Genomic DNA, 25495 nt, shown 5'->3' with positions numbered 1-25495 from the left:
CATCATGGCGAAAGCCCGCAAGGTCATCATCTCCTGCGCCGTCACCGGCGCGATCCATACGCCCTCGATGTCGCCCTACCTGCCGGTGACGCCGGAGGAGATCGCGGACGCGGCGATCGGCGCGGCTGAAGCCGGCGCTGCGATCGTCCATCTTCACGCCCGCGATCCGCAGACCGGCGCGCCGGACCAGACGCCAGAGGCCTTCGCCCGCTTCCTGCCGATCATCCGCCAGCGCAGCGATTGCGTCGTCAACATCACCACCGGCGGCGCCCCGACCATGACGATCGAGGAGCGCGTGAAGCCGGCCGCAACCTTCAAGCCGGAGCTGGCCTCGCTCAATCTCGGCTCGATGAATTTCGGCCTCTTCGGCATGCTCGACCGCTTCAAGGACCTGAAGCACGACTGGGAGCGGACCTATCTCGCCAACAAGGAGATCATTTTCCGCAACACCTTCGGGCAGATCGAGCACATCCTGACGACCTGCGCCGGCAGCGGCACGCGCTTCGAGTTCGAGTGCTACGACACCGCCCATCTCTACAATCTCAAATACTTCCTCGACCGCGGGCTGGTGCAGGGGCCGCTCTTCATCCAGACGGTGTTCGGGCTGCAGGGCGGCATCGGCAACCACCCCGACGACATCGCTCATATGAAGCGCACGGCCGACCGGCTCTTCGGAGACCAGTATCGCTGGTCCGTGCTCGGGGCGGGTCGCAATCAGATGAATGTCGCCGCCATCGCCGCGGCCCAGGGCGGGCATGTTCGCGTCGGGCTGGAGGACAGCCTCTGGCTCGGGCCGGGGCGCCTCGCCGAGACGAATGCCGATCAGGTTCGCCGCGTGCGGCTGATCCTGGAAGGGTTGGGGCTGGAGATCGCCACGCCGGACGAGGCCCGCGAAATGCTGTCGCTCAAGGGCGGCGACAAGGTCGCGTTCTGAACCATCACGGAGCAGGAGACGAACATGCGCATCGAGGTGCTGGTCGACGTCAAGACGACGCTCGGCGAAGGCCCGCTCTGGGACGTGGAGCAGGAGCGGCTCTACTGGATCGATTCCTTCGACGGCCGGGTCTTCCGCGCGACCGTGGATGGGCGTGAGGTCCGGGCCTGGGACGTGCCGCAGAAGATCGGCTCGATGGCGCTGCGCAAGGATGGGCAAGGCGCGATCGTCTCGCTGCAGCGCGGCTTCCATGCGCTGGATTTCAAATCCGGCGAGGTCACGCTCGTCCATGATCCGGAGCCTGATCAGCCCGCCAACCGCCTGAACGACGGCAAGGTCGACAAGCGCGGCCGCTTCGTCGCCGGCTCGATGGACACGCAGGAGGAAGGCGCCAACGGCGCGCTCTACAGCCTCTCGACCGACTTCAAGGTGACGAAGCTCGACACCGGCATCGTCTGCTCGAACGGTCCGTGCTGGAGCCCGGACGGCAAGACCTTCTATTTCCAGGATACCTGGTCCGGCGAGATCTGGGCCTATGACTACGACCTCGACAGCGGCGCCGCCACCAACCGGCGGGTCTTCGCCAAGGTGGATACCTCGAAAGGTGGCGCGGCGGACGGCTCGACCGTCGATGCCGAGGGCTATCTCTGGAACGCGCTGGTCTATGACGGGCGGCTGGTGCGCTACGCGCCGGACGGCAGCGTCGACCGCATCATCGACATGCCGGTCAAGAAGGTGACGAGCGTGATGTTCGGCGGCCCGAAGCTCGACATCCTCTTCGTGACCTCGATGGCGAAGCCCCCGCTACCGCGCTTCCCCGGAGACGGCGTGCTGCGCGGCAGCCTCTTCGCGATCCACGATCTTGGCATTCGCGGCCTGCCGGAGATGCGGTTCGGGGCATGAAGAATCCCGACATTCAGCCGGGATCAGGCAGTTAGCCTGGGGTTGCGCAGCCGCTCAAACGGCAGCTCCCGCCCATAGAGGGAGCATGGCCGCGAGCGGACGCATCGAAGCCCAACGGCAGGGCGAGTTCGTCGTCAATGCTCCCTTCCCTTGCCTTGTCCACTTCTGGTGTGGCTGGAGCAGCCATGCCATCCTGCCCGCTGCGGCGGAGGACATGGCAATGGAGTTGAAGTGGCTGGAAGACATCCTGAGCCTGTCGACGACGCTGAGCTTCTCGCGCTCCGCCGTTGAGCGGAACATCACGCAATCCGCCCTGAGCCGCCGGGTCAAACAGCTGGAGGAATGGCTCGGCCTGCCGCTGTTCGACCGCAGCAGTTATCCGATCCGCCTCACCGAAGCCGGCCGGACCTTCCTCCCGCGTGCCCAGGACATCCTCAGGCAGGTGCAGGACGCGCGTCGGGAGGTCCGCCAGCAGCACGAAGACGAGTCGGAGACGCTGACCTTCGCCACGCTCAACACCCTGTCCCTGACCTATTTCCCCAGCCTGATGCGCCGCATCGAAGACAAGCTCGGTCCGCTGAAGACGCGATTCTGCGATCAACGCTCATCCTTCGACGGCAATGTCGCACTGCTCAATCATGGCGAATGCGATTTCCTGCTGACCTATGCGCATCCGGCCGTGCCGCCCGAACTGGACGCCGAACACTTCGTCTACCGCCACCTCGGCGCCGAAAGAGCGATCCCCGTCTCGATCCCCGACAGCGCCGGCGAGCCGCTCCACGCCTTCCGCTGCGGCGGTGCGCCGGTGCGCCTGCTGAGCTATGGCAACGCCTCCTTCTTCGCGCGCCGGCTTGCCTTGCTCTTCGCCGAGCGGCCGACACCGCTGGTCACCGTCTACGAGAATCCGATGTCGGTTGGCCTCAAGGCCATGGTCCTGGCCGGACATGGCGTCGCCTGGGTGCCCGAGAGCCTTGTCGTCGAGGAATTGCGCAGCGGCCAGCTCGTGCCGGCGGCCGACCCCTCATGGTATATCTCGGCCGAAATCCGGCTCTATCGGGCAAGGCAGCGGAGCCGCCTTCCCGTCGAGCAGTTCTGGGCCGCCATCGCGGATGACGGCCAGCCAGCACGCCCGGACGACCCGCCCTGCCCTGCCGTCAGTCGACGCGGCTATGCGCGCCCGGCTTCCGCGGGTTCCGACAGCAAGCTGTCGAGATCGGCCATGGCGTCGATATCGGCGAGCCGGGCGTAAAGCGCGGCGGCGCCCGGCATCCCGGCGCAACAATCCCGGAACTTCGCTTCCCGGTCGGCATCGTCGAACGGATCGGCGATCGAGCCCTTGGCCTCCAGCCGATCGGCCTTGAGCACGCGCCCGTCCTTGAGGCTGATGGTGACGCGATGCGGCTGGCGCCCCGCCACCTCCTCGCTCTTGTCGTAGGACCGCATCACCGTCAGCGGCAACAGCCGCCGGACCTCCCGACGCGCGACCGCTTCCGGCGTGAAATCGGCCAACGAAAGCCGGTCCTGCAAGAGCGCGAGCGCGACGCAATAATGCATCGAGAAGCGGCCCTGCATCTCGTCCTGCGGATCGGGATAAGCGAGATTGCGCGCATTGGCGATGCCGACCAGCGTGTCGACCCCCGCGACATCGTCGGCTGCGAAACCATGCTCCGCCTTGAGGTCGAGGATCGCATCGACCGCAAGATGCGTCGAGCCGCAGCAGGGATGGCGCTTCGGGGTCAGCCCGTCACTCTCGATCACGTGCGGCGCTGCCAGCACCATCCGCTCCCAACCGGCGGCGCTGTCGTCGCCGAACAATTCGGCAATGCCCATCGGGCATTCCAGGATGTCGAGGCGCCCGGTCATCCCCGCTGCCGCGAGCGCAGCCGCATCGACGGCATTGCGCGCCGCGAGCCCGGCATGCAGCGGCTTGGCCGGCGTGCCGAACTGGCCCTTCGGGCCGGCTGCCATGCTGGCGGCAACGCTCATCGCGCGGGCGATGCCCGCCCCGTCGAGCCCCATCAGCCAGGCCGTGCCCGCCGCCGTCCCGATCGCGCCGACCGTCGAGGTCGCGTGCCAGCCGATGGTGTAATGCGCCGGGTTGATGCCGCGCCCGACGGCGGCCTGCGCCTCTAGCCCGACGAGATAGGCGTCGACGAAGGCCCGCCCGCTCGCCCCGCGCCCCTGCGCCACCGCGAGCAGCGCCGGCACCAGCACCGCCGAGGCATGGGTGATGCCCGGCCTGAAATTATCGTCATAATCGAGCGCATGCGCCGCCGTTCCGTTGACCAGCGCGGCGATCGCCTCGGTCGCCCTGCCACCGCCCGCAACCGCCGCAGCGCCCCGCGGGCCGATCCCGGAAGCGAAGGCCTGACGCACGGCCTGCGTCGCCTGATCGCCAACCCCGGCCAGCATGCAGCCCACGGTATCGGTGATGGCGTGATGCGCTCGCAATCGGGCCAGTGGCGAGAAGGCTGGCGCGGAGCGGCTCCACTCCGCGATACGTTCGATGGCGCTCGGCATGATCACTCCCGGTCGGTCTTGCGATGGCAAACGCTGCTCAACTCTGCCGGCGCGCTTCGAGGATCAGGCGCAGCAGGCGGCCGAAGGCGAAACGGCTCACCTCCGTGCCCTTGATATCGGTGTTGACGCGGTGGACGATGACGAGGTCGAGCGACGGAATGACGAGGCAGGTCTGCCCGCCGACGCCCTGGGCGCTGTAGCTGCCGGCCGGCAGCACGACTCCGGGGAAGCCCGTGCCGGAGCGCTCGGTCCACCACATATAGCCATAGCCGCCGCGCGGCCCGGCATCGGAGAGCGGCAGCACGCTGGTCGCGACCCAGTTGGCCGGCACGACCTGCTCATCTTGCCAGCGGCCCTGCCGCAGGAACATCAGGCCGAAACGGGCGAGGTCGCGCGTCGACATCCGGAACGGATAGGCGGGATGAACCGAGCAATCGTCAGGCTCCAGCCAGCCGTCGCGCCGCTCGCTGTCGAGGCGGAAATCCTCCATGCCGAGCGGGCGGCCGATCCGCGCCAGGAAATCGTCATGGATGCCGGCGCCGGTCAGCGCCGTGAAGATCGTGCCGAGCGCGTTGAAATCCCAGTTGTTGTACAGCCAGAAGGCACCCGGCGGCTGCGAATGGCGGGCCGGCTTGATCGACTTCATCCAGGGCGATTCATAGCCGGCGGGGTGGAAGATGCCTGAGCGCGCCGTCAGCAGATCATAGATCGTCGCCGCCTTCTCGCGCTCGCTGAGGCCTTCCTTGTCGTCGATGCCGAGATCGGCGAGCGTGCGCGACAGGTCGATCCGGCCTTCTTCTTCATGGATGCCGATCAGGGCGCTGAGGAAGCTCTTGCGGACGGAATGGCACTGGTAGCGATGGGCGAGATCGCCGCGGCTCGCCACCACGCGCCCGCCCTGCACGATCATCAGCGTCGCCGTCGAGATGGTATCGGCGAAGCGCCAGGCCCGGTCGAGCCCCTCGCGCGACCAGCCTGCCGCCTCCGGCGAGACGCTCTCCCAGCCCTTCGCCGGCCAATGCTCCGCACCCAGGGCTTCGCCCCTCATCACTGTCTCGTCCATCATCTGATCCTCCGCAGCCCGGCCGCTCACGCGATCGGGCGATAACCGACGCTCGCCTCGAGGAACTCGCGCGTATAGGGCTCATGCGCCCGGCCCGCCCTGACGTCGGCGGCGCTCATCTCCTCGAGAATGCGGCCCTCGCTCATCATCGCGACGCGCTCGCAGAGATGCGTCACCACCGCGAGATCGTGGCTGACCATCAGATAGGTCAGGTCGCGGTCACGGCGGAGCTGCTTGAGCAGGTTGAGGATTTCCGCCTGCACGGAGACGTCCAGCGCCGAGGTCGGCTCGTCCAGCAGCAGCAGCTCAGGCTCGATGATGAGCGCGCGGGCGATCGCGACGCGCTGGCGCTGCCCACCCGAGAGCTCGTGCGGGAAGCGATAGCGGAAGGACGGCCCGAGGCCGACGGCGGTCAGGATTTCGTCGATGCGCTCCTGCGGCCGGTCGAAGCCGTGGATCTTCAGCGGCTCGGCCAGCACGTTCTGCACCATCTTGCGTGGATGCAGCGAGGAATAGGGGTCCTGGAACACCATCTGCACGCGCCGGAAGAAAGCCTTGTCGCGCTTATGCGGCACCTCGCGATCCTGGAAGCTGATCGTGCCGCCATACTCGCTGTTGAGCCCGGCAAGCGCGCGCAGCACGGTCGACTTGCCGCAGCCGGATTCGCCGATCAGCCCGAAGGCTTCGCCATGGCCGAGCGTGAAGGAGACGTCGTCCACCGCCTTCAGCATCGAGCTGCCACGGCCGAAGACGACCGAGAGATGGCTGACCGTCAGCGCGGCCGGGCGGCTCACCGCCGAAGCGGGATCGACAGCGCTCATGCCCGGCTCCCGCTCTGCAAGGTCGGCCCATCCAGCCAGGCCGGGTCGCGGCTCGGCACCTGCAGCATGTCGGCCTGCCGGTCGAGCCGCGGCAGGCTGTCGAGCAGCGCACGGGTATAGGGATGGCGGGCATTGCGGAGCTCCCGCGCCGGGATGTCCTCCATGATCCGGCCGGCATACATCACCAGCACGCGGTCGCAGAAATCCGCCACCAGATTGAGGTCGTGGCTGATGAAGATCAGCCCGGCGCCGCGCCGCGTCACCAGCTCGTCGAGGATGCTCAGCACCTGCCGCCGGATGGTGACGTCGAGCGCCGAGGTCGGCTCGTCCGCGATGATCAGGTCAGGCTCCGGGATCAGCATCATCGCGATCATGATGCGCTGGCCCATGCCGCCCGAGACCTCGTGCGGGAAGAGCTTGAAGACGCGCGCGGGGTCGCGGATCTTCACCGCCTCCAGCATGGCGAGCGCCCGCGCCTCAGCCTCCTTGCCGCCGACCTTGTGGTGCAAGCGGTAGGCCTCGGTGATCTGCTCGCCGACCCGCATCAGCGGATTGAGTGAGAATTTCGGGTCCTGCAGGATCATCGAGATGCGGTTGCCGCGGATGGTCCGCATCTGGCGCTCGCTGGCGGCGATGAGGTCGATCCCGTCGAAGGAGAGCTTCCTGGCGGAGATGGTCGCCGCCTTCGGCGTCAGCTTCAGGATCGTGCGCCCCGTCAGCGACTTGCCGGAGCCGGATTCGCCGACGATGCCGACCTTCTCGCGGCCGACACTGAAGGAGATGCCGCGCACCGCCTGCACCGAGCGATGCGCGCCCTTGAAGGTGACGGAGAGGTCCTCGACCTCGAGCAGCGGCTTATCCATGACGCGGGTCCAGGATGTCGCGCAGGCCGTCGCCGAACAGGTTGAAGGCCAGGCTGGTGACGAGGATGGCGAGGCCGGGAATGCCGGCGATCCAGCCATTGGTCAGGATGAACTCGCGGCCCGAGGCCAGCATCGCGCCCCATTCCGGGCTCGGCGGCTGCGCGCCCAGGCCGAGGAAGCCGAGGCCGGCCGCCGTCAGGATGATCGACGCCATGCTCAGGGTGATGCGCACCACGACGGAGGGGATGCACATCGGCACGACATGGCCGAGGATGATCCGCAGCGGCGACGCGCCCTGCAGGCGGACCGCCGCGATGTAGTCGGACTTGCGGATCGACAGCGTTTCGGCCCGCGCCAGCCGCGCGATCGGCGGCCAGGCGGCGAGCGCGATCGCAATGATCGCATGGTCGATGCCGGGCCCGAGCGCCGCGACGAAGGCGAGCGCCAGCACCAGGCTCGGGAAGGCCAGGAAGATGTCGACGATGCGCATCAGCACGGTATCGACCCAGCCGCCGAGATAGCCGGAGGTCGTGCCGACGATCAGCCCGAGCGGCGCGGCGATCACAGCCGTCAGCAGGGCGATGTAGAGCGTGATCCGGGCGCCGAAGACCAACCGGCTGAAGATGTCGCGGCCGAGCTCGTCGGTGCCGAACCAATGCGCAGCCGAAGGCCGTTGCAGGCGCTTGGTCAGGTCCTGCGCGTAGATGTCGTGGGTCGCGACGAGGGGCGCGAACAGCGCCACCAGCACGATCAGAACGATGACGGCGAGGCCGAACATGGCGGCAGGATTGGCCCTGAGCCGCCACCATTTCAGCGACAATTGCTGCATCCGCGCCTGGAAGGGCGAGGACGGAACGGGCGCCGCGAGCCAGGCCTTGAGGCCCCGCCCGCCGGCCTGGTCGATGGATTGTGGTGTCATGGCCATGCCTCAGCGGGTCCGCGGGTCGAAGACCCGGTAGAGCAGGTCGCACAACAGGTTGAGCGTGACGAAGATGACGCCGACCAGCAGCGTGCAGCCGACGACGGCGTTCATGTCGCCGGCGAGCAGCGCATTGGTCAGGTAGCGGCCGAAGCCCGGCCAGGCGAAGACCGTCTCGGTCAAGACCGCGCCTTCGAGCAGGAAGGCGTAGGACAGCGCCACCACCGTCACCACCTGCACGGCGATGTTGCGGAAGGCATGGCCCCAGACGGTGCGCGCCCAGGACAGGCCCTTCACCCGCGCCGTCACCACATATTCCTGGCTGAGCTGCTCCATCATAAAGCTGCGGGTCATCCGGCTGATATAGGCGAGCGAGCTGAAGGCCAGGATCGAGGCCGGCAGGATGATGTGCGACACCGCATTGCCGAACATCTCCCAGTTGCCGGCGAGAAGACTGTCGATCAGCAGGAAGCCGGTGACGGGCTCGAGGTCGAACTCGTAGGTGAAGTCGATGCGACCGGGGCCGCCGACCCAGCCCAGCGTCGCGTAGAACAGCACCAGCCCCATCAGGCCGAGCCAGAAATTCGGCGCGGAATAGCCGATCAGGCCGACGACCCGGACGATCTGGTCGACAAGGGAACCGCGATACATCGCCGAGAGCACACCGAGCGGGATGCCCAGGCTGGTTCCGATGACGATCGCGACGCTGGCGAGCTCGATCGTCGCCGGGAAGACGCGGGCGATATCGGCCATCACCGGCTTGCCGGTGGTCAGCGCCATCCCGAAATCGAGATGCAGCACACCCCAGATATAGCGGCCGAATTGGACATAGAGCGGCTGGTCGAGACCGAGCTGCTTGTACATCGCCTGATAGGCTTCCTGGGTCACGTTGTCGCCGAGCACGGCGACGACGGGATCGAGTGGCAGCAGACGGCCGATGAAGAAGGTCAGCGCTGCCAGCCCGAGCAAGGTGACGGCGAAGGATGCGAGGATCCGGCCCGATACCTTGAGCCAGGACGGAAGAATCCGCCCTGGTTCGGTGCCCGGGCCGGACGCCGCTATGGCGGTCCGGGACATCGCGGCGGCCTTACTTGGTCGCCAGCTCGTAATAGGTCCGGAAGCCGTTCCAGGTCCACGACTTCAGGTCCTTGCGCACGCCGGCGACGTTGTTCATCTGGAACATGAAGGCCATCGGGCCCTTGGCCATGACGTCCTTCTGGAGCGCCGCATAAAGCGCGTCGCGCCTGGCCGGATCGGGCTCGAGCAGCGCCTCGTCGACCTTCTTGTTGAGCTCGAGATCCTGATAGGCCGAGCGCCAGCTCGGATACTGGGTCTGCTTCGCTTCGAGCCGGTTGTCGGGGTTGAAGACGAGGCGCGAGGCGTTGCCATGCGCATCCGGCACGTTGGTCTGCCAGGCCAGCATCGCCGACTGGTATTCGCGCCCGCGCACCTTGCTGAAGAGCTGGGCATTGGCCATGCGTTCGAGCGAGAGCTTGACGCCGACCTTGGCCGCATTCTGCTGCACACTCTGGGCGATCGGGTTCGAATGCGGCAGCGTGCCGAAGATCATCGTCGCCTCGAAGCCGTTGGGATAGCCCGCCTCCGCCAGGAGCTGCTTGGCCTTGTCGAGGTCGAGCTTGAAGGGCTGGCCTTCCTTCGCGTCGAGCGCACCGACGGCGCCGAGCTGGGCGAAGCTGGCGCGCGGCACGCCGAGATGGGTCATCACCGTCTTGCCGAGGCCGTCATAGTCGATCAGGTAGCGCATCGCGAGGCGCACCTTCTCCTTGGAGAACGGGCCGTCGGCGACGTTGAAGCCCCAATAGAAGAGCTGTGGCCGCAGGACCTTGTTGATCGTGATGTCCTTGGAGGACTCGAGATCCCGCAGGTCCTCCGGGGTCAGGTCGCGCGCCACATCGACATCGCCCTGGCTCAGCAGCAGGCGCTGGGTGCCGGGCTCCGCGACATGGCGGATCAGCACGCGCTTGAGTGCAGGCGCCTTGCCCCAATAGCCATCATTGGCTTCGAGCACGATCGACTCGCCGGCATTCCAGCGCGTCAGCTTGTAGGGGCCGACGCAGGCCGTGCGCGTCGCCAGATATTTGTTGCCGAGATCGCCGCCCTGTTCGTTCGCCATCAGGGTCTTCTTGTCCATCACCATGGACACCCGGTTGGCCGCGATCGACTGCAGCACGAGCGTCGTCGGATAGGGCTTGTCGAGCTTGAAGACGAGCGTGTCGTTCGGGCCCGCGACGATGGTCTGCTCGACATTGTCCCTGGTGAAGCCGAACTCGGTCAGCGTCGCCGCGTTGCCGAAATTGAGCTTGACGACGCGGTGCAGCGACCAGGCGACATCCTCGGCCGTGACGGGATTGCCGGAGGGGAATTTCGCGCCCTTCTGCAGATGGAAGGTGATCTCCTTGCGGTCCGGCGAGACGTCCCAGCGCTCGGCGAAGCTCGGCACGACCTTGCGCTCGTCGGCCGGGTCGAAATCGGCCAGCGTATCGCAGGTGTTCTGCAGGATCTCGTTGGTGACGACCTCACCGACCTGGGCGGGGTCGAATGTGCTGATCGCGTCGACGTTCCACGCCATCACCAGCGCGTTCTTCGGCGTCGCAGCAACGGCCATTCCCGCGCCGGCGCAAAGGGCGGCGACTGCCGCGGCGGAAAGCAGCTTGCGTCCGGCGAGGCGTCGCTTGATTACGATCTCGTCGTTTCGGTTGGTCATGATCTCGATCCCGCTCTTTGATTATTGTTTGATTGGAAACGCATATGTCGTCCGGGAGCAGCCTTGCGGTTGCTCCCGAGGTCGCGCCGACTCAGGCGGCAGCAGCAGGCCGCGGCTTGATCGGCGGCTTCACATCGGCCGGGATCGGGCAGACATAGGGCGTCCGCGTCACCCGCTCCTGATGGTCCTTCTTGGCGCGCGCCAGCAGCGTCTCGTCGCTGATCACGTCGACCGCGGTCGCCGCCATGATCTTGGCGGCATGGACCATGCCCTTGTGCGCCGCCGGCGCCTTGCCCTGCGCCGTGATCTGCCAGGAATGGCCGGGCGTGCCGATGGCATGGGTCGCAACCCGCGCCTGGATGGTCGGCACCTTCCAGCTGACATCGGCGACATCGGTCGAGCCGATCATCGGCACGCCGCGCGTGCCTTGCGGCACGACGAAATCGCAGAGCGGCGTGTTCTCGCGCGGCGCGATCCCGGTCTTGCGATAATCGTTGAGGATGTCGGCCGGGCCGAGCGTCGCCTGGATCTTGGCCGCATAGGCCTTGTCCGCCGCGTCGAAGGGCACGGGGCCGAGCCGGTCGATGTTCTTGAACATCGCATCTTCCAGCGGCGTATTGCCGAGCATGTTGGAGACCGCGCTCATGATCGAGATCGAGACCGTGGTCTCGGTCATCAAGGCCGCACCCTCGGCGATCTTCTTCACGCGCTCGTTGAGCTCCAGCATGCCGGCGAGGTCGCGGGCCCGGATGGCGTAGCGCACCTTGGCCGAGGCCTGCACGACATTGGGCGCAATGCCGCCGGCATCGAGATAGGCATAGTGGATGCGCGCATCGGACGGCATATGCTCGCGCATGTAGTTGACGCCGACATTCATCAGTTCCACCGCATCGAGCGCCGAGCGGCCGAGATGGGGCGCAGCCGCAGCATGCGAGGCGCGGCCGGTGAACTGGAAATCCATCCGGGTGTTGGCGAGCGACAAGGCATCGTCGACCTTGGTCATCGAGGCCGGGTGCCAGCTGATTGCGACATCGACATCGTCGAAGGCGCCGGCCCGCACCATGAAGGCCTTGGCCGCGCCGCCCTCTTCCGCCGGGCAGCCGAAATAGCGCACGCGCCCCGAGCGGCCGGTCTTGGCGAGCCAGTCCTTCACCGCGGTCGCCGCCAGCAGCGCAGCCGAGCCCAGCATGTTGTGGCCGCAGCCATGGCCGTGCCCGCCGGCCTCGACCGGCTTCGGCTCGGCGATACCAGCCTCCTGGCTCAGGCCCGGCAGCGCGTCGTATTCACCGAGGATCGCGATCACCGGGCCGCCCTCGCCCGCCTCGCCCATCACCGCGGTCGGAATGCCCGCGACGTTCTCGGTGATGCGGAAGCCCTGCTCCTTGAGCATCGCGATATGCTCGCCGACCGAGCGGTACTCGGTATAGGCGATCTCGGGCATGCCCCAGACGCGGTCGCTCAGTGCCTCGAAAGGCTGCCGCTTGGCATCGACCAGCTCCCAGATGATTTCGGAATTCTGCATGGCTTGCGTCCTTTCAGATGCCGGGGGCGCTCAGAGATGCTCTCGCAGGAAACGGGCCACCCCGCCGAAGACGGTGCGCCGGTTCTCGATCCGGGCGAAGCCATGGCCCTCATGCGGGATGCGGACATACTCGACCGGCCGGCCAAGGCCGCGCAGCACCGAATAGACCATCTCGCTCTCGCCCGGCGGCACGCGCGGATCGTCGAACCCCTGCGCGATGAAGAGCGGCGCCCGGATGCGGTCGAGCTTATGGATCGGCGAGAAGCGGATCAGGCTCTCGCGGTCGGCGACCGGATCGCCATATTCCACCGCGCGCAGATAGCGCCGCCACGGCCCGGTCGTCTGCAGCAGCGTCAGGAAATTGGCGATGCCGTAGAACTCGATGCCGACCTTCCAGAGTTCGGGCTGCTCGGTCAGCGCCGCCAGCACCATGAAGCCGCCATAGGAGCGACCATAGACCGCGACGCGGTCATCGTTCACATCCGGTTGCTCGCGCAGCCACAGCCGAACCGCCTTGAGATCGGCGACGCTGTCCATGCGCAGATGCTTGTCGTCGAGATGGTGATAGCTGCGGCCATAGCCGGTCGAGCCGCGCACGTTCGGCGCGATCACCATGATGCCCTGGCTCAGGAAGAACTGCAGGTCGGCCCGGAAGATCGGGGTCCACTGCGCCTCCGGCCCGCCATGGACCACGACGACGGCAGGATAGCCGCCCTCGGGCGCCTTGCCGCGCGGCCGGTAGACGAAGAACGGCACGTCGAGCCCGTCGAAGCTTTTCGTGCTCGCAACGGTCGGCTCGACGAAAACAGCGGGATCGAGCCCGGCCTTCGAGGCATCCGTCAGGCGCTCGACCTGCTGGGTCGCACTATCGAAACGCCAGATATCCGACGACGAGGTCGATCCATCCAGCGGGAAGACGAGCCCCGAACCATCCGGCAGCCAGGTGACGGAGCCGATCGAGCCGGGAGGGAAACCCTCGACCTCGAACTCGGCTCCACCGGCGATCTCGCGCACGAAGATGCGGTTCCAGCCGCGATCATTCGCGACATAGGCGAGGCGGTTCTGGTCCGGCGCCAGCGCCACCGCCTCGATATCCTGCCCGTCGCGTTCGACGATCCAGTGCAGCGAACCATCGGCCATCGACCGGAAGCCGACGCTGAGAAACTCGCGGCCCTGGTCGGTGATGGTGAAGAAGCCGCTGCCGTCCTTCTTCATCCGGTTGGCGGCATAGCGGGCGCGGCCCTCATGCGGCAACAACGCCTCGCGCGCCCCGCTTTCGAGATCGAGCCGGTAAAGGTCCTGATCGTTCATCGCATGGGTGGCGTCGGCCACCAGAAGCGAGCGCCCATCCGGGAAGAAGGCGACGGCCTCGCGATAGCCGCTGCCCTCGAAGACACGCCGCGCCGCCCGCGTCGCCATGTCCATCACATAGATGTCCATATGCTCGCGGTCGCGCGCGTTCGAGGCGAAGGCGATGCTCTGCCCGTCCGGCGCCCAGCAACCCCAGACATGCACCACCGTCGGATCGTCGGTCAGCGACTGCGGCACGCCGGAGGCGTCCGGTATGAGCCAGAGCTGGTGGCGCTCGTCGCCGCCGCAATCCATCGTGAAGAGCAGGTCGCGGCTCTTCGGGTTGAAGGCGATCGAACCGACCGGCTCCGGCATGTCGGTCAGGCGCCAGGGCGCCCCGCCGGCCAGCGGCCGGAGCCAGATCTGGTGCGTGCCGCTCTCGTCGCTGAGATAGGCGAGTAGCTCGCCATCCGGCGCGACGGCCGGGCTCTTGGCGCTGCGGATTTCGAGATAAGGCTCGATACCCAGGCGGATCTGGCTGGCGGCTTCGTACATGGTCTTTCCTTCAGGCCGCGAGGGCCGGCATGGAGTCGCGCAGGCGATCGGTCGCGTCGCGCAGCGCCAGCGACAGGGCCGGGGCGCTCGGCGTCGCCGCGTGATTGGCCTCGGTCACGATGGTGAAGCGCGCCTCGGGCCAGGCCGTCTTCAGGCGCCAGGCCGTGCACATCGGCGTCACGATGTCGTAGCGCCCCTGCACGATCTCAGCCGGCAGATGCCGGATGCGCGAGACGTCGCGCAGCAGCTGGCTGGGTTCGAGGAAGGCGCCGTTGACGCAGTAATGCGTGAAGATGCGGGCGAGCGCGAGCGCAGCATCCGGCTCGGTCAGCGCCGCGACATGCTCGGCATCGGGCAGGAAGGTCTGCGTCTTCCCCGAGAATGTCCTGAGGCTGATCGCAGCCGCCAGCTGCTGCTCAGGGTCGGACCCGGTCAACCGGCGATAATAGGCGGCGAGCAGGTCGCCGCGCTCCGCTTCCGGCACGAAAGTGGCGAAGGTCTCCCAATGGTCCGGGAAGATCGTGCGCGAGCCGTGGAACCACCAGTCGATCTCGGTACGCTCCGCCATGAAGATGCCGTGCAGGCGGAAGCCGAGGCAGCGCTCCGGGTGGGCCTGTCCATAGGCGAGACCGAGGCAACTGCCCCAGGATCCGCCCGTGACGAGCCAGCGCTCGATGCCGAGATGCTCCCGGATTCGTTCGAGATCGGCGATCAGTGCCTGCGTGGTATTGCCCGCGAGTTCGGCGGCGGGGCTGGAGCGCCCTGCCCCGCGCTGGTCGAAGGTCACGAGGTGGAAGGCCGCCGGATCGAAGGTCCGGCGCTGGGCCGGCTTGGTGCCCGCGCCGGGGCCGCCATGCAGGAAGACGACGGGAATGCCATCGGGATTGCCGCTCAGTTCGACCTGAAGCTCGTGGCCGTCACCGACCGGGAGACGCAGCGAGCGGTAAGGTTCGACCACGGGATAGAGAGCGCTCTCGTCGTCAGGCACATCGGGCTCCGCTGCAAAGGAGCGCCCCGACGCTCCCCATGCGACCGGAGGATGGCATGGCCGAACCATCGCTGGCCAATGCATTTGGAATGCGTTGTTATGACGATCTGGAATAGTTTTACGTGAACCGACGGTGGCAAATGCTCCTTTGCTTGAAGGTTCGTGTCACGATCTCAAAGGCTTAACCGCCTGATCCCGTGCCGATCATCCTCGAACCATGTTGCGGCGGAGACGGACACGGCAGGCAACTGCCGAATTCCGGACTGGCTCGCAGCGCTCGATCAGCGTCGCTGTTGGAATCCGTATCTTTCAAGCGGGTTGCTGCCCCGGCGGTCGGACGACATAAGCGCCGGCGGGCGTTGCGGATCGACGATATTGGCCATTGCAGTGCGTAGGCAGGCGCTCACACGGCCGATCTCCGCGAAGAGGTTGAGGCCGGCGTCATGCGGCCAGCGCATGGCTGATGCTGTAAACGGGGCTCTTATTCGAATTTGTCGCAGTATAGGTTGGCTGGGCGGCTCGCTATGAAAGCTGAGCCCGCAAGAGAACGGTTGGTAGGCGATGCTCTCCACCAAAACCACGCGGCCCAACCGCCGGCAGTTCCTCTCCTCGACGGCGATCGCCCTGTTTCTCGGCTCGACCGGGCGAGGCCTTGGCGAGACGATCGCGGGCAGCCCACCCTGGAAGCCCTTCGACGCAAGCCCGCCGCAGACGCTGGGCTCAGGCACCTGGTATTTCCTGACGCCCGATGAAGTCCGCATGGTCGGCGCGATCACCGAGCGCCTGATCCCGGCTGACGAATTGAGCATCAGCGGCAAGGATGCCGGTTGCGTCGAGTTCATCGACCGGCAGCTCGCCGGCAGCTATGGCTCCTCCGAGCGGCTCTACATGAAGGGGCCGTTCCAACCCGGCACGCCCGAACAGGGCGACCAGTTCCCGCTCGACCCGCGTCAGCGCTACCGGCTGGGGCTCGCGGGCCTTCAGGCGCATTGCCGCGAAACCTATCAGAAGGCTTTCGCCGATCTGCCGCCCGAGCAGCGCGACCAGGTCCTGACCCAGCTTCAGACCGGCGCGATCACGCTGAAGGATGTCGATGGCAAGGCCTTCTTCGCGCTCCTCCTGCAGAACACCATGGAAGGCTTTTTCGCCGACCCGATCTATGGCGGCAACAGGGAGATGGTGTCGTGGCGGATGCTCGGCTTTCCCGGCGCGCGCTACGATTACCGCTACTACATCGACAAGCATAACCAGAAGCTCGATTTGCCCCCGCTCAGCATCGCCGGGCGGTCCGAATGGCGCGTGAAGGATTGAGCCATGGCCACGAAACTGCCCGCGACGGATGTGGTGGTGGTCGGCCTCGGCTGGGCGGGATCGATCATCGCCAATGAACTGACGGAACAGGGGCTCTCGGTCGTCGCCTTCGAGCGAGGCCCCTGGCGCGAGACGGCGCGCGACTTCAACATCGCCTCCGCCCCGGATGAGCTGCGCTACAGCCAGCGCCAGGAGCTGATGCTCCAGACCGCGCAGAACACCGTCACCGCGCGCAACAACCCGTCCCAGACGGCGCTGCCGATGCGCAGCTGGGGCTCGTTCCATCCCGGCAACGGCACGGGCGGCGCCGGCAACCACTGGGCCGGCATCACCTTCCGCTTCCAGCCGGAGGAGTTCCGGCTCAAATCCCATCTCACCGAGAAATATGGCGCAGGCGCCATCCCGGCCGAGCTCACCTTGCAGGACTGGGGCACGGATTGGAGCGAGATGGAGCCGTTCTACACGGCGTTCGACCGGCTTGCCGGGCTCTCCGGCCGGGCCGGCAACCTCAAGGGCCAGATCCGCGAGGGCGGCAACCCGTTCGAGGGGCCACGCTCGGAAGAATACCCGACCGGCCCGATGCGCCAGCCCTATGGGCCGACCCTGTTCGCGCAGGCCGCCAAGGAGCTCGGCTACAAGCCCTTCCCGGTTCCCTCGGCGCTGATCTCCGAGGCCTATACGAACCCGCTCGGTGTCACGATGGGGCCCTGCACCTTCTGCGGCTTCTGCACCAATTACGGCTGCGCCAACTACTCCAAGGCGAGCGCGATCACGACCGTCCTGCCCGTGCTGGTGCGAAAATCCAATTTCCGGGCACAGACCAATTCCGAGGTGCTGAGGGTCACGCTCGACGCCACCGGCAAGCGCGCCACCGGCGTCGTCTATATCGACACCTCCGGCAAGGAATGGGAGCAGCCGGCCGACCTCGTCATCGTCACCGCCTTCACCTTCGAGAATGTGCGGCTGATGCTGCTCTCGGGCGTGGGCACGCCCTATGACCCCGAGACCCAGACGGGCACGACAGGGCGCAACTACGCCTATCAGACCGCCAACAACGTCCAGCTCTTCTTCGACGACAAGAACTTCAACCCCTTCATCGGCGCCGGCGCGCTCGGCATGGGGATCGACGATTTCAACAACGACAATTTCGACCATTCCGGCCTGGGCTTCTTCGGCGGCGGCAGCATCCGCGTCACGCCGATCGGCGCGGCCCCGATCGGCTACCGGCCGACACCGCCCGGCACACCGCTCTGGGGTTCGGAGTGGAAGCGCCAGACCGTCAAGAACTACCTCAGCTCCATGTCGATCGGCTGCGAGGCGTCGAGCTATGCGACGCGCACCAACTATCTCTCGCTCGACCCGACCTATACCGACCGGCTCGGGCGGCCGCTGCTGCGCATCACCTTCGATTTCACGCAGAACGACCTGAAGATGTCGCAATACTGCACCGACAAGGTCGCCGGCATCGCCAAGGCGATGAACCCGCGCCAGTTCGTGCCCCATCCGATGACCGGGCACTGGAACACCGGCCCCTACCAATCCTCGCATGTGGTCGGCGGCTTCGTCATGGGCGCGGATCCCAAGACGAGCGCGGTCAACAAATACCTGCAGAGCTGGGATGTGCCCAATCTCTTCGTGGTCGGCGCCTCGGCCTTCCCGCAGAACCCCGGCTACAACCCGACGGGAACCGTCGGCGCCCTCGCCTTCAAGGCGGCCGACGCCATCCGCCGGCTCTATCTCAAGAACCCCGGCCCGTTGGTGAGCGCATGAGGATGCTCCTTTCCAAACGGCTCGGCAGGGCCGCCTTCGCCGCCTTCATGACCGCCGCCATTCCGGTCGGCGCGCAGGTCACCGGTGACGCCGCCTTCTCGCAGGTCGAGAAAGGGCGCTACCTCGCAGTCCTGGGAGACTGCGCGGCTTGCCATACCGCACCGGGCTTGCCGCCTTTCGCCGGCGGGGTGGTGCTGCAGACGCCCTTCGGCAATCTCGTCGCCCCCAACATCACGCCCGATCCCGGGACCGGGGTCGGGAGCATGTCGCTCCAGGACTTCCAGAGCGTGATGTCGAAGGGCATCGGCAAGGGCGGCTATCATCTTTATGGCGCGATGCCCTTCACCGCCTACACCAAGGTGACCGCGCAGGATAACGCGGCGATCTGGGCCTATCTGCAGACGCTGGAGCCGGTGAAGAACAAGATCGAGCCGAACCAGTTGCCGTTTCCGTTCAACATCCGCGCCAGCCTGATCGGCTGGAACCTGCTCAACTTCACCCAAGGCGAGTTCAAGCCCGATCCGGCGAAATCGCCCGACTGGAACCGGGGCGCCTATATCGTCGAGGGGCTGGGCCATTGCGGCACCTGCCATACGCCCAAGAACCTGATCGGCGGCGACAAGAACAGCCAGTTCCTCGAAGGCGCGACGCTGCAGGGCTGGTTCGCGCCCAACATCACCGCCGACCCGCATAAGGGCATCGGCGCCTGGAGCGAGGACGAAATCGTCCAGTATCTGAAGACGGGCGCCAACCGCTTCGACATCGCGTCGGGCCCCATGGCCGAGCTGGTCGAGAAATCGTCGCAGCACTGGACGGACGCGGATCTGAAGGCCGTGGCGGTCTATCTCAAGGCTGGCCGCAATGGCGAGGCGAAGGCGCCTTCACCGCTGCCCGCCGGCGACAAGCTGATGACAGCCGGGCAGGCAATCTTCGCAGACCGCTGCATGGGCTGCCATCTGTCGAACGGAGCCGGCGTGCCGAAGCTCTTTCCGCGTCTGGCAGAGGCGCCGCTCGTCAATGCGGGCGATCCGACCTCGCTCATACGCGTCGTGCTCGCGGGAAGCCGGGCCGGCGCCACAGAGGCCGTTCCGACAGGTCCCGCGATGCCCTCCTTCGCCTGGAATCTCGGCGACCAGGAGATTGCGGCGGTTCTCACCTATGTCCGAAACAGCTGGGGCAATGCTGCAGCGCCCGTCGAGGCGAAGGATGTCGCAACGTTGCGGAAGACTCTGGCACCCTAGCCCGATCGAAGCTCGGCACCCGCCTGCAGCTCCCCGCACAGCATCGCGCGAGACCCCAGATAAGCCCGTCGGCAAAACGAAAGGGCCGCTCGCGCGGCCCTTTCGGTCTCGGAGCAGGCTGACGGCTTACGCCGCCAGCCCCTTGGCCAGTTCGCTGACCTGCTTCTCGAACAGCGCGCGATAGGCGCCGTCCTCGCGGGTCAGCAGGGCCTCGTGCGGCCCCTCCTCGACCACCTGGCCGCGATCGAAGACCAGGATGCGGTCCATCGCCCTGACCGTCGAAAGACGGTGCGCGATCACGATCGTGGTGCGGCCCTCCATCAGGCGCTCGATCGCCTGCTGGATCAGCGCCTCCGATTCCGAATCGAGGCTCGAGGTCGCCTCGTCCAGGATCAGGATCGGCGCATCGGCCAGGAAGGCGCGGGCCAGCGCGACGCGCTGGCGCTCGCCGCCCGAGAGCTTGATGCCACGCTCGCCGACCAGCGTGGCGTAGCCCTTGGGCAGGCGCATGATGAAGTCATGCGCGTTGGCGAGCTTCGCCGCCTGCTCGATCTGGGCCTGCGAGGCGCCGGGCCGGCCATAGGCGATGTTCTCGGCCAATGAGCGATGGAACAGCACCGGCTCCTGCTGAACGATCGCGATCTGCCGGCGCAGGCTCTCCTGCGTGACGCTCGCGATGTCCTGCCCGTCGATCGCGATGCGGCCCGCCGTGACATCGTAGAGCCGCTGCACCAGCTTGACGAAGGTCGTCTTGCCGGAGCCCGAGCGGCCGACGAGGCCGACCTTCTCGCCGCCACGGATGGTCAGCGAGAAGTCGCGATAGAGCGGGTGGTGATGGCCGCCATAGTGGAAGGTCACGTCCTCGAAGGCGATCTCGCCCGCCGTCACCCCCATCGCCACCGCCCCCTTCCGGTCCGGCACGCCATAGGGAAGGTCGTGCATCCAGACCAGCTCCTCCATGTCGTTGACCGAGCGCTGCAGGTTGTGGATGTGCTGGCCGACATCGCGCAGATAGCCGTGCACCACCGCATAGGCCGTGAGAACGAAGGCGACATCGCCCGTGCTCGCCTGCCCGTTCAGCCACAGCCAGATCACGAGGCCGATCACCGCCGCCCGCAGGAAGAGCAACACGACGAGCTGGCCGGTGCCGGCCCAGGTGCCACGCAGCCAGGCGCGCCGCGTCCTCAGGCTCCACTTCGCCACGACGGTCGCGAGCCGCAGATCCTCACGCGTCTCCGCGCCATAGGCCTTCACCACCGGGTTGCAGGTGATGGCATCGGCCAGGGAGCCGCCGAGACGGGTGTCCCAGGCGTTGCCGAGCCGCGCCGCCGGCGCGACGAAGCGTAGCGACAGCACCAGCGTCAGCCCGATATAGGCGAGCGCCCCCGCCGCCACGACGAGCCCCATCACCGGCCAATGCCAGGCCAGCAGCGCCGTCATGCCGAGCAGAATGACGAGCGAGGGCAGCAACGCGATCAGAATCGTGTCGGTCATCAGGTCGAGCGCCCACATGCCACGCGTGATCTTGCGCACCGTCGAGCCGGCGAAGTTGTTCGCATGCCAGTCGGTGGAGAAGCGCTGCAGCCGCGCGAACGCTTCCTGCGCCACGTTGCTCATCGTGCGCAGGGTCATGACCGTGATCCCGGTGAAGGCGAAATGCCGCCCGAGCACCGTGATCGCGGCGAGCACCATCATCGCGCCCAGCGCCCATAGCGCCGCATCCGCGCTGCCGACGCCGCTGGCGACCGCATCGACGAGCCGACCGGCATAGACCGGCGTGAACAGCTCCGCGAGCGTGGACACGATGGTGACGCCCGCAACCCAAGCGACCTGGCCGGGCAGGCGTGCCCAATGACTGAAAGTGAAGCCGAGAACGGCCCGGAACGGCTCCCGCCGCCCGGTTTGAGTATCGAGAGACATAGCGTCATTCGGCGCCAGGACGGCAGCCGACTCCGAATCAAGGTGGAGACGACGACGGGACGCCAGTCTCCAGAAAAAGGGAAAAGGTTTGAAAAAGGCTCTGGGAGGCCGCGGCAGGCGGGCCTCGTGCGAGACCGACCTAGTGCCGGTTTGGTCGCTCGGGAGCGACGATGATCATGAATTTCATTCAGTCCTCCCTTGTTCGTGTTGGAGCCGGAGAATCAAAATGCCTGATCCGCGGGCAGAACGCAAGCCACCCTCCCATGCGCCGGTCGCACAGGTCGCCCTCCCCCATTTCAAATCGGGATAGACCGCTACCAGAACAGCGCCAGCACTCGCAGCGCGATCACCAGCACGAAGGCGGCGATGATCGTGGCCAGCACCTGCTGGCGCTTGGCGCGATTCGGAAACTGCCGGGCGAGCAGTCGCCCGAGCGGCTTGCGGAAGATGAAGGCGGCAACCAGCAGGACGATGACGATATGGGACAAGGCGTCGGTCTCAAGCCCTGGCCGCTGGGGCGGCTTCGACCGCTGCGCCGGCCTTCTTCCAGGCCCCGAAACCGCCATCGATATGCGCGACCGGCTTCAGCCCCATCTCCTGCGCCGTCCTCGCCGCGAGCGCCGAGCGCCAGCCGCCGGCGCAGAAGAAGACGAAGCGCTTGTCCTCCTGGAACACCGGCTTGGCATAGGGGCTTTCCGGATCGATCCAGAATTCCAGCATGCCGCGCGGGCAGTGGAAGGCTCCGGGCATACGCCCTTCCCGCTCGAGCTCGCGCGGATCGCGCAGGTCGACGAAGACGACATCGTCCCGGCCGTGCAGCGCCCGCGCCTCTTCGACGGAGAGCGTCTCGACCGCCTGCCCGGCCTCGGCGAGCAGCGCCTTGTAGCCCTTCGTGATCACCTGCGGCATGGCCTCGTCTCTTGGGGTCTGCGGGCGCGGCGTGACGACAGCCCGCGTAGCGTCAATGACATCGCCCTCTCTTGCTGCCACCGGCGCCGCGAAGCAAGCTGCTTGCCTCGGCAGCAAGAGAAATGGCAGAGCGGCGCCATGTTCGGTTTCACCCCCTTCGACCTGTTTGCGCTGGCCTTCTACGCCGCGTCCTGGATCGGCTACCATTATGCCGTCGAGCTCGGCCCGCATGCGCCCAAGAGCCTGAACATGCGCATGAACCAGCGCCGCGCCCGCTGGGTGCGCGAGGCGATGATGCGCGACAACCGGATCGTCGACACCCAGGTCATGAACGGCCTGCAGAACGGCACGGCCTTCTTCGCCTCGACCTCGCTGATCGCGATCGGCGGCACGCTCGCCTTGCTGCAATCGACCGACCGTGTGGTCGCGATCTTCGGCGACCTGCCCTTCGTCCCGATGACCCAGCGTGCGGCCTGGGAGCTGAAGGTGATCGGGCTCGCCATCATCTTCGGCTACGCCTTCTTCAAGTTCGCCTGGGCCTATCGGCTGTTCAACTATTGCGTGATCCTTGTCGGCGCGCTGCCCTCCGCGCGCAATCACGACGAGAAGGAGGCCCGCAACGCCGTGCACGAGACGATCGAGATGAACGTCGCGGCCGGGCGTCATTTCAATCGCGGCCAACGCGCCTTCTTCTTCGCGCTGGCCTATCTCGGCTGGTTCCTCGGGCCGATCACCTTCCTCATCTTCACCGGCTCCGTACTGGTGGCAATGTACCGGCGCCAATACGCTTCCGACGCCGCCCGCGTCTTCCGCTACCCCGAGGATCCTTGATGGCCGACCAGGCGACGCTCGAAACGACGATCCTCGATCTGCTGGCGCGGCAGGAGCCCGGCCGCACGCTCGCGCCGATGGATGTCGCCCGCGCGATCGGCGGCGACCATCCCGATGGCTGGAGCCCGCTGATGCAGCCTCTGCGCCGCGCCGCGGTGAAGCTGATGAAGGAAGGCCGGCTCGTCATCACGCGTAAGGGCCGCCCGGTCGACCCCGACGATTTCCGCGGCGTCTACCGGCTTTCCTTGCCCGACACGCCCTGACGATTCAGGGGCCGGGAAACAGCGTGTCCGTATAACCGGCGAGACGATAGGCGACGAGGCCAACCCATTCCTTGAAGCCATTATCGGCGATCTCGAGCGCGCGCGGCGCGCGGCTATAGGGCTGGGTGAAATCATCCGGCTTGCCGCGCGACCAGTAGTCGACCGGGAAGGCCTCGACCGCGAAGCCTGCCTTGCGGAAGACGCCCATTGCGCGCGGCATGTGCCAGGCCGAGGTCACCAGCAGCCAGCGCTCGCCGGGCTTGGGATCGACGAGGCGGCGCGTGAAGACCGCGTTTTCGAGGGTGTTGCGCGACTTGTCCTCCAGGATGAGCCGGCCCGGTTCCAGTCCGAGCCCCTCCATCAAACGCTTGGCGCCATCGGCCTCGGTCACCGTCGCCTCCGAGATCAGATTGGCGGCGCCGCCCGCGAAGACGATCTTGGCCTGCGGGTGCAGGCGCGCCAGCTCCACCGCCTTCGTCATCCGCGAGGCCGAGGCATTGAGCACGACGTCGCCGCGCGCCAACCCGATCGCCCCGCCGAGCACGACGATGCCGGTCACCGGCCCCTTCGCCGCGTCCTGCTGCGGAAACCGGTCCTCCAGCGGGCGGATGACCGCACGCGGCAGCGGGCTGAACGCCATCAGCCCGAGCATGATCACCGCAAACAGCCCGAGCCAGCGCGCGGGCCGCGCGAAGCGGGTGAAAGCGAGGAGCGCCGCAAGTCCGGCCAGCAGGATGACGAAATTGACCGGCGAGAACAGGAACCAGACAATCTTGGAAAGGACGAAGAACATCGCTGGCCCGGATCGAGAGGAAGATCGCGCACCCGCTATAGCCGCCGAATGCTGACAGCTTTCTAAAGCCGCTCTCTTCAGCGAATGATCTGCGGGGGACTCTGCGGGCGCCGCGACGGCGTCCGAGGCAGCGACTTCGCCACCTCGATCGCGCGCTCGGCCACCTCACGCAATTCGCAGCCGGCCTGCCGGCCGGGCTGGAGGCCGTCGCGCTGGCCAGCGCCGTAGAGCGCGCATTTCTGCGCGACATAGCTTTCCCAGGTCAGTTGCAGCGCCGCGAGCCGGCTGCGTTGGCCGGCATCGAGCGGACGCGAAGCCATCTGCAAAGCGAGGCCCAGCCGCTCGCGCCAGGCCACCTCCTCGCGACGAGCGCATCCGGCCTCCGCCCCACGTGGGTCGCTGCTGGCGGCACGGACGCAAGGCACCGCGACAGCGCCGATGCAGGCTGCCGGCGATGCGCCATTGTCCCGCAGGCATGCGGCGAGCTGGGTCCGATCCGCCGGAGCGGCCGGTGCCGGCGTCGAATCCTGCGCCAGCGCCGGCACGGAGAGGGAAGTCAGGATGCAAAGCGCGGCGAAGGAACGGATCATCCCCGCATCATGCCAGCCGCCGCCTTGCGATCAAGCCGCCAGGCGCGTCCTCACGCAATCGGCAACGGCAACGCGGCCTTGGCCGCCGGTCGCGCGAAAATCGTCTCGTACCAGCGCCGCACTGCCGGCCGCTCCACGCGCTCGACCGGCATGTTGAGCCAGCGATGTGCGCCACAGCCGACAGTGATGTCCGCCACACCGATGCGCTCCCCTGCCAGGAAGGGCCGCTCCGCCAACTGGTCCTCGATGATCGCCATCAGCGCCTCGGCCCGCTTCATGCCCTCGGTAATCACCTTGGGCTCGGTATAGCCCGGCACCTTGCGCACCACGCCCCAAAGCACCGGCGCCAGCGCCGGCTGCAACTCGGAGAGCATCCAGTCCATCCAGCGTTCGGCTTCGGCCCGCCGCGCCGGCTCCTCCTCCCACAAGGTGGAGGCGCCATAGCGTGCCGCCAGATAGCGCACGATGCTGTTCGACTCCCACAGACGAAAGGCGCCATCCTCCAGCACGGGAATCTGCCTGTTCGGGTTCATCGCGCGAAATTCCGGCGTATCGAGCCCTCCGAACGGACCGCCGACATCGACGCGCTCGAAAGCCTGCCCGACCTCCCCGGCCGCCCAGACGACCTTCTGGACATTGATCGAGCTCAAACGCCCCCAGATCTTCAGCATGACCGGCCCTCTCAGGCGAATTCCATGATCACGGCATCGACAGCGAGCGAGTCGCCCTCCTTCGCCAGGATCTTGGCGATGGTGGCGTCCTTT

24 protein-coding genes and 1 pseudogene are annotated in these 25495 nt (G+C 66.9%); 8 read left to right on the top strand and 17 right to left on the bottom strand.

The features are described 5' to 3' along the window. Positions 1-4: 4 nt before the first annotated feature. The 3 genes from kce (at position 5) to AB6806_RS25300 (ending at position 3086) form a co-directional block, all read left to right on the top strand. The gene (gene kce / locus AB6806_RS25310; protein ID WP_112763156.1) at positions 5-934 is read left to right on the top strand and encodes a 3,5-dioxohexanoate:acetyl-CoA acetone transferase; all 930 of its coding nucleotides are present in this window, start codon (positions 5-7) and stop codon (positions 932-934) included. 24 nt (positions 935-958) lie between these two features. Next, positions 959-1837, top strand: coding sequence for an SMP-30/gluconolactonase/LRE family protein (locus AB6806_RS25305; protein ID WP_370955791.1), 879 nt, complete (start codon positions 959-961; stop codon positions 1835-1837). Between the two features lie 85 nt (positions 1838-1922). Next, positions 1923-3086, top strand: a complete 1164-nt coding sequence (locus AB6806_RS25300) for a LysR family transcriptional regulator (RefSeq protein WP_370955790.1) — start codon at positions 1923-1925, stop codon at positions 3084-3086. On the opposite strand, the gene AB6806_RS25295 is transcribed toward AB6806_RS25300, so the two are convergent. The 11 genes and pseudogenes from AB6806_RS25295 to pip form a co-directional block, all read right to left on the bottom strand. Beyond that, positions 3005-4357 carry an MmgE/PrpD family protein gene (locus AB6806_RS25295; protein ID WP_370955788.1) on the bottom strand — a complete coding sequence of 451 codons (1353 nt, stop codon included), beginning with the start codon at positions 4355-4357 and terminating at the stop codon, positions 3005-3007. The two genes, AB6806_RS25300 and AB6806_RS25295, sit on opposite strands and share 82 nt — an antisense overlap. A 37-nt stretch (positions 4358-4394) precedes the next feature. Further along, complete coding sequence (locus tag AB6806_RS25290; protein WP_370955787.1) at positions 4395-5423, bottom strand: serine hydrolase domain-containing protein; 1029 nt, start codon at positions 5421-5423, stop codon at positions 4395-4397. Positions 5424-5446: 23 nt separating this feature from the next. Continuing rightward, the gene (locus AB6806_RS25285; RefSeq protein ID WP_142022615.1) at positions 5447-6241 is read right to left on the bottom strand and encodes an ABC transporter ATP-binding protein; all 795 of its coding nucleotides are present in this window, start codon (positions 6239-6241) and stop codon (positions 5447-5449) included. Next, on the bottom strand, positions 6238-6405 hold the full coding sequence (locus AB6806_RS28985; protein WP_429069189.1) for an ABC transporter ATP-binding protein: 168 nt from the start codon (positions 6403-6405) through the stop codon (positions 6238-6240). The genes AB6806_RS25285 and AB6806_RS28985 overlap by 4 nt, the downstream gene beginning before the upstream one ends. 162 nt (positions 6406-6567) lie before the next feature. Continuing rightward, positions 6568-7026: pseudogene (locus tag AB6806_RS28980) on the bottom strand (ATP-binding cassette domain-containing protein); the annotation flags it as partial. A 70-nt stretch (positions 7027-7096) separates the two neighbouring features. Further along, complete coding sequence (locus tag AB6806_RS25275; RefSeq protein WP_142022613.1) at positions 7097-8023, bottom strand: ABC transporter permease; 927 nt, start codon at positions 8021-8023, stop codon at positions 7097-7099. 9 nt (positions 8024-8032) lie between these two features. Continuing rightward, positions 8033-9100, bottom strand: a complete 1068-nt coding sequence (locus tag AB6806_RS25270) for an ABC transporter permease (protein ID WP_142022612.1) — start codon at positions 9098-9100, stop codon at positions 8033-8035. Positions 9101-9110: 10 nt separating this feature from the next. Continuing rightward, positions 9111-10748, bottom strand: a complete 1638-nt coding sequence (locus AB6806_RS25265; RefSeq protein WP_370955785.1) for an ABC transporter substrate-binding protein — start codon at positions 10746-10748, stop codon at positions 9111-9113. Positions 10749-10839: 91 nt separating this feature from the next. Further along, entirely contained in the window at positions 10840-12270 is a 1431-nt protein-coding gene (locus AB6806_RS25260) for a M20 family metallopeptidase (RefSeq protein WP_370955783.1), read from the bottom strand. Between the two features lie 30 nt (positions 12271-12300). Next, the gene (locus tag AB6806_RS25255; protein WP_370955781.1) at positions 12301-14115 is read right to left on the bottom strand and encodes a S9 family peptidase; all 1815 of its coding nucleotides are present in this window, start codon (positions 14113-14115) and stop codon (positions 12301-12303) included. 10 nt (positions 14116-14125) lie between these two features. Continuing rightward, positions 14126-15103, bottom strand: coding sequence for a prolyl aminopeptidase (gene pip / locus AB6806_RS25250; protein ID WP_370955779.1), 978 nt, complete (start codon positions 15101-15103; stop codon positions 14126-14128). Between the two features lie 561 nt (positions 15104-15664). Here pip and AB6806_RS25245 point away from each other — a divergent pair. Genes AB6806_RS25245 through AB6806_RS25235 form a run of 3 tightly spaced genes read left to right on the top strand, consistent with a single transcriptional unit; the run spans position 15665 to position 19425 of the window. After that, positions 15665-16414 carry a gluconate 2-dehydrogenase subunit 3 family protein gene (locus tag AB6806_RS25245; RefSeq protein WP_370955778.1) on the top strand — a complete coding sequence of 250 codons (750 nt, stop codon included), beginning with the start codon at positions 15665-15667 and terminating at the stop codon, positions 16412-16414. Positions 16415-16417: 3 nt separating this feature from the next. Continuing rightward, positions 16418-18184 carry a GMC family oxidoreductase gene (locus AB6806_RS25240; RefSeq protein WP_142022605.1) on the top strand — a complete coding sequence of 589 codons (1767 nt, stop codon included), beginning with the start codon at positions 16418-16420 and terminating at the stop codon, positions 18182-18184. A gap of 2 nt (positions 18185-18186) precedes the next feature. Further along, positions 18187-19425: a c-type cytochrome gene (locus AB6806_RS25235; protein ID WP_370955776.1), complete on the top strand. Its 1239-nt coding sequence runs from the start codon at positions 18187-18189 to the stop codon at positions 19423-19425. 126 nt (positions 19426-19551) lie between these two features. On the opposite strand, the gene AB6806_RS25230 is transcribed toward AB6806_RS25235, so the two are convergent. The 3 genes from AB6806_RS25230 to AB6806_RS25220 all read right to left on the bottom strand — a co-directional run bounded on the left by AB6806_RS25230 (position 19552) and on the right by AB6806_RS25220 (position 22254). Continuing rightward, on the bottom strand, positions 19552-21345 hold the full coding sequence (locus AB6806_RS25230; RefSeq protein WP_142022603.1) for an ABC transporter ATP-binding protein: 1794 nt from the start codon (positions 21343-21345) through the stop codon (positions 19552-19554). A 314-nt stretch (positions 21346-21659) separates the two neighbouring features. Next, a complete protein-coding gene (locus AB6806_RS25225; RefSeq protein ID WP_156116002.1) occupies positions 21660-21833 on the bottom strand; it encodes a hypothetical protein in 174 nt (57 codons plus the stop codon). 10 nt (positions 21834-21843) lie between these two features. Beyond that, positions 21844-22254 (bottom strand): rhodanese-like domain-containing protein, encoded by a 411-nt coding sequence (locus AB6806_RS25220; RefSeq protein ID WP_112763141.1) that lies wholly within the window; start codon positions 22252-22254, stop codon positions 21844-21846. Between the two features lie 138 nt (positions 22255-22392). Between AB6806_RS25220 and AB6806_RS25215 the strand changes: the two genes are divergently transcribed. Beyond that, positions 22393-23085 (top strand): DUF599 domain-containing protein, encoded by a 693-nt coding sequence (locus AB6806_RS25215; protein ID WP_038365468.1) that lies wholly within the window; start codon positions 22393-22395, stop codon positions 23083-23085. Continuing rightward, complete coding sequence (locus AB6806_RS25210) at positions 23085-23348, top strand: DUF3253 domain-containing protein (protein WP_370955774.1); 264 nt, start codon at positions 23085-23087, stop codon at positions 23346-23348. Before AB6806_RS25215 ends, AB6806_RS25210 begins: the two co-directional genes overlap by 1 nt. A 4-nt stretch (positions 23349-23352) precedes the next feature. Here the strand turns inward: AB6806_RS25210 and AB6806_RS25205 are convergent, their stop codons facing one another. The 3 genes from AB6806_RS25205 to AB6806_RS25195 all read right to left on the bottom strand — a co-directional run bounded on the left by AB6806_RS25205 (position 23353) and on the right by AB6806_RS25195 (position 25402). After that, on the bottom strand, positions 23353-24141 hold the full coding sequence (locus tag AB6806_RS25205) for a YdcF family protein (RefSeq protein ID WP_038365464.1): 789 nt from the start codon (positions 24139-24141) through the stop codon (positions 23353-23355). Positions 24142-24218: 77 nt separating this feature from the next. Beyond that, a complete protein-coding gene (locus tag AB6806_RS25200; protein WP_142022602.1) occupies positions 24219-24731 on the bottom strand; it encodes a lysozyme inhibitor LprI family protein in 513 nt (170 codons plus the stop codon). A 50-nt stretch (positions 24732-24781) separates the two neighbouring features. Continuing rightward, on the bottom strand, positions 24782-25402 hold the full coding sequence (locus tag AB6806_RS25195; RefSeq protein ID WP_142022601.1) for a glutathione S-transferase family protein: 621 nt from the start codon (positions 25400-25402) through the stop codon (positions 24782-24784). Between the last annotated feature and the right edge of the window lie 93 nt (positions 25403-25495).

Origin of the sequence: Allobosea sp. RCC_152_1 (assembly GCF_041360765.1) — a bacterium.
GTDB classification, from domain to species: domain Bacteria; phylum Pseudomonadota; class Alphaproteobacteria; order Rhizobiales; family Beijerinckiaceae; genus Allobosea; species Allobosea spartocytisi.
The sequence above is the reverse complement of the archived record's forward strand: the minus strand, read 5'-3'. Positions and strand labels throughout refer to the sequence as shown.

Excerpts from the sequence above, each read along its gene's own strand:
- AB6806_RS28985 (WP_429069189.1), bottom strand. The coding sequence starts at position 6,405 with ATGGAGGACATCCCGGCGCGGGAGCTCCGCAATGCCCGCCATCCCTAT.
- AB6806_RS25200 (WP_142022602.1), bottom strand. The coding sequence starts at position 24,731 with ATGATCCGTTCCTTCGCCGCGCTTTGCATCCTGACTTCCCTCTCCGTG.
- AB6806_RS25275 (WP_142022613.1), bottom strand. The coding sequence starts at position 8,023 with ATGACACCACAATCCATCGACCAGGCCGGCGGGCGGGGCCTCAAGGCC.
- AB6806_RS25295 (WP_370955788.1), bottom strand. The coding sequence starts at position 4,357 with ATGCCGAGCGCCATCGAACGTATCGCGGAGTGGAGCCGCTCCGCGCCA.
- AB6806_RS25260 (WP_370955783.1), bottom strand. The coding sequence starts at position 12,270 with ATGCAGAATTCCGAAATCATCTGGGAGCTGGTCGATGCCAAGCGGCAG.
- AB6806_RS25290 (WP_370955787.1), bottom strand. The coding sequence starts at position 5,423 with ATGATGGACGAGACAGTGATGAGGGGCGAAGCCCTGGGTGCGGAGCAT.
- AB6806_RS25270 (WP_142022612.1), bottom strand. The coding sequence starts at position 9,100 with ATGTCCCGGACCGCCATAGCGGCGTCCGGCCCGGGCACCGAACCAGGG.
- AB6806_RS25305 (WP_370955791.1), top strand. The coding sequence starts at position 959 with ATGCGCATCGAGGTGCTGGTCGACGTCAAGACGACGCTCGGCGAAGGC.
- kce (WP_112763156.1), top strand. The coding sequence starts at position 5 with ATGGCGAAAGCCCGCAAGGTCATCATCTCCTGCGCCGTCACCGGCGCG.
- AB6806_RS25210 (WP_370955774.1), top strand. The coding sequence starts at position 23,085 with ATGGCCGACCAGGCGACGCTCGAAACGACGATCCTCGATCTGCTGGCG.
- AB6806_RS25220 (WP_112763141.1), bottom strand. The coding sequence starts at position 22,254 with ATGCCGCAGGTGATCACGAAGGGCTACAAGGCGCTGCTCGCCGAGGCC.
- AB6806_RS25235 (WP_370955776.1), top strand. The coding sequence starts at position 18,187 with ATGCTCCTTTCCAAACGGCTCGGCAGGGCCGCCTTCGCCGCCTTCATG.
- AB6806_RS25240 (WP_142022605.1), top strand. The coding sequence starts at position 16,418 with ATGGCCACGAAACTGCCCGCGACGGATGTGGTGGTGGTCGGCCTCGGC.
- AB6806_RS25285 (WP_142022615.1), bottom strand. The coding sequence starts at position 6,241 with ATGAGCGCTGTCGATCCCGCTTCGGCGGTGAGCCGCCCGGCCGCGCTG.
- AB6806_RS25255 (WP_370955781.1), bottom strand. The coding sequence starts at position 14,115 with ATGTACGAAGCCGCCAGCCAGATCCGCCTGGGTATCGAGCCTTATCTC.
- AB6806_RS25205 (WP_038365464.1), bottom strand. The coding sequence starts at position 24,141 with ATGTTCTTCGTCCTTTCCAAGATTGTCTGGTTCCTGTTCTCGCCGGTC.
- AB6806_RS25230 (WP_142022603.1), bottom strand. The coding sequence starts at position 21,345 with ATGTCTCTCGATACTCAAACCGGGCGGCGGGAGCCGTTCCGGGCCGTT.
- AB6806_RS25245 (WP_370955778.1), top strand. The coding sequence starts at position 15,665 with ATGCTCTCCACCAAAACCACGCGGCCCAACCGCCGGCAGTTCCTCTCC.
- AB6806_RS25215 (WP_038365468.1), top strand. The coding sequence starts at position 22,393 with ATGTTCGGTTTCACCCCCTTCGACCTGTTTGCGCTGGCCTTCTACGCC.
- AB6806_RS25300 (WP_370955790.1), top strand. The coding sequence starts at position 1,923 with ATGGCCGCGAGCGGACGCATCGAAGCCCAACGGCAGGGCGAGTTCGTC.
- AB6806_RS25265 (WP_370955785.1), bottom strand. The coding sequence starts at position 10,748 with ATGACCAACCGAAACGACGAGATCGTAATCAAGCGACGCCTCGCCGGA.
- AB6806_RS25195 (WP_142022601.1), bottom strand. The coding sequence starts at position 25,402 with ATGCTGAAGATCTGGGGGCGTTTGAGCTCGATCAATGTCCAGAAGGTC.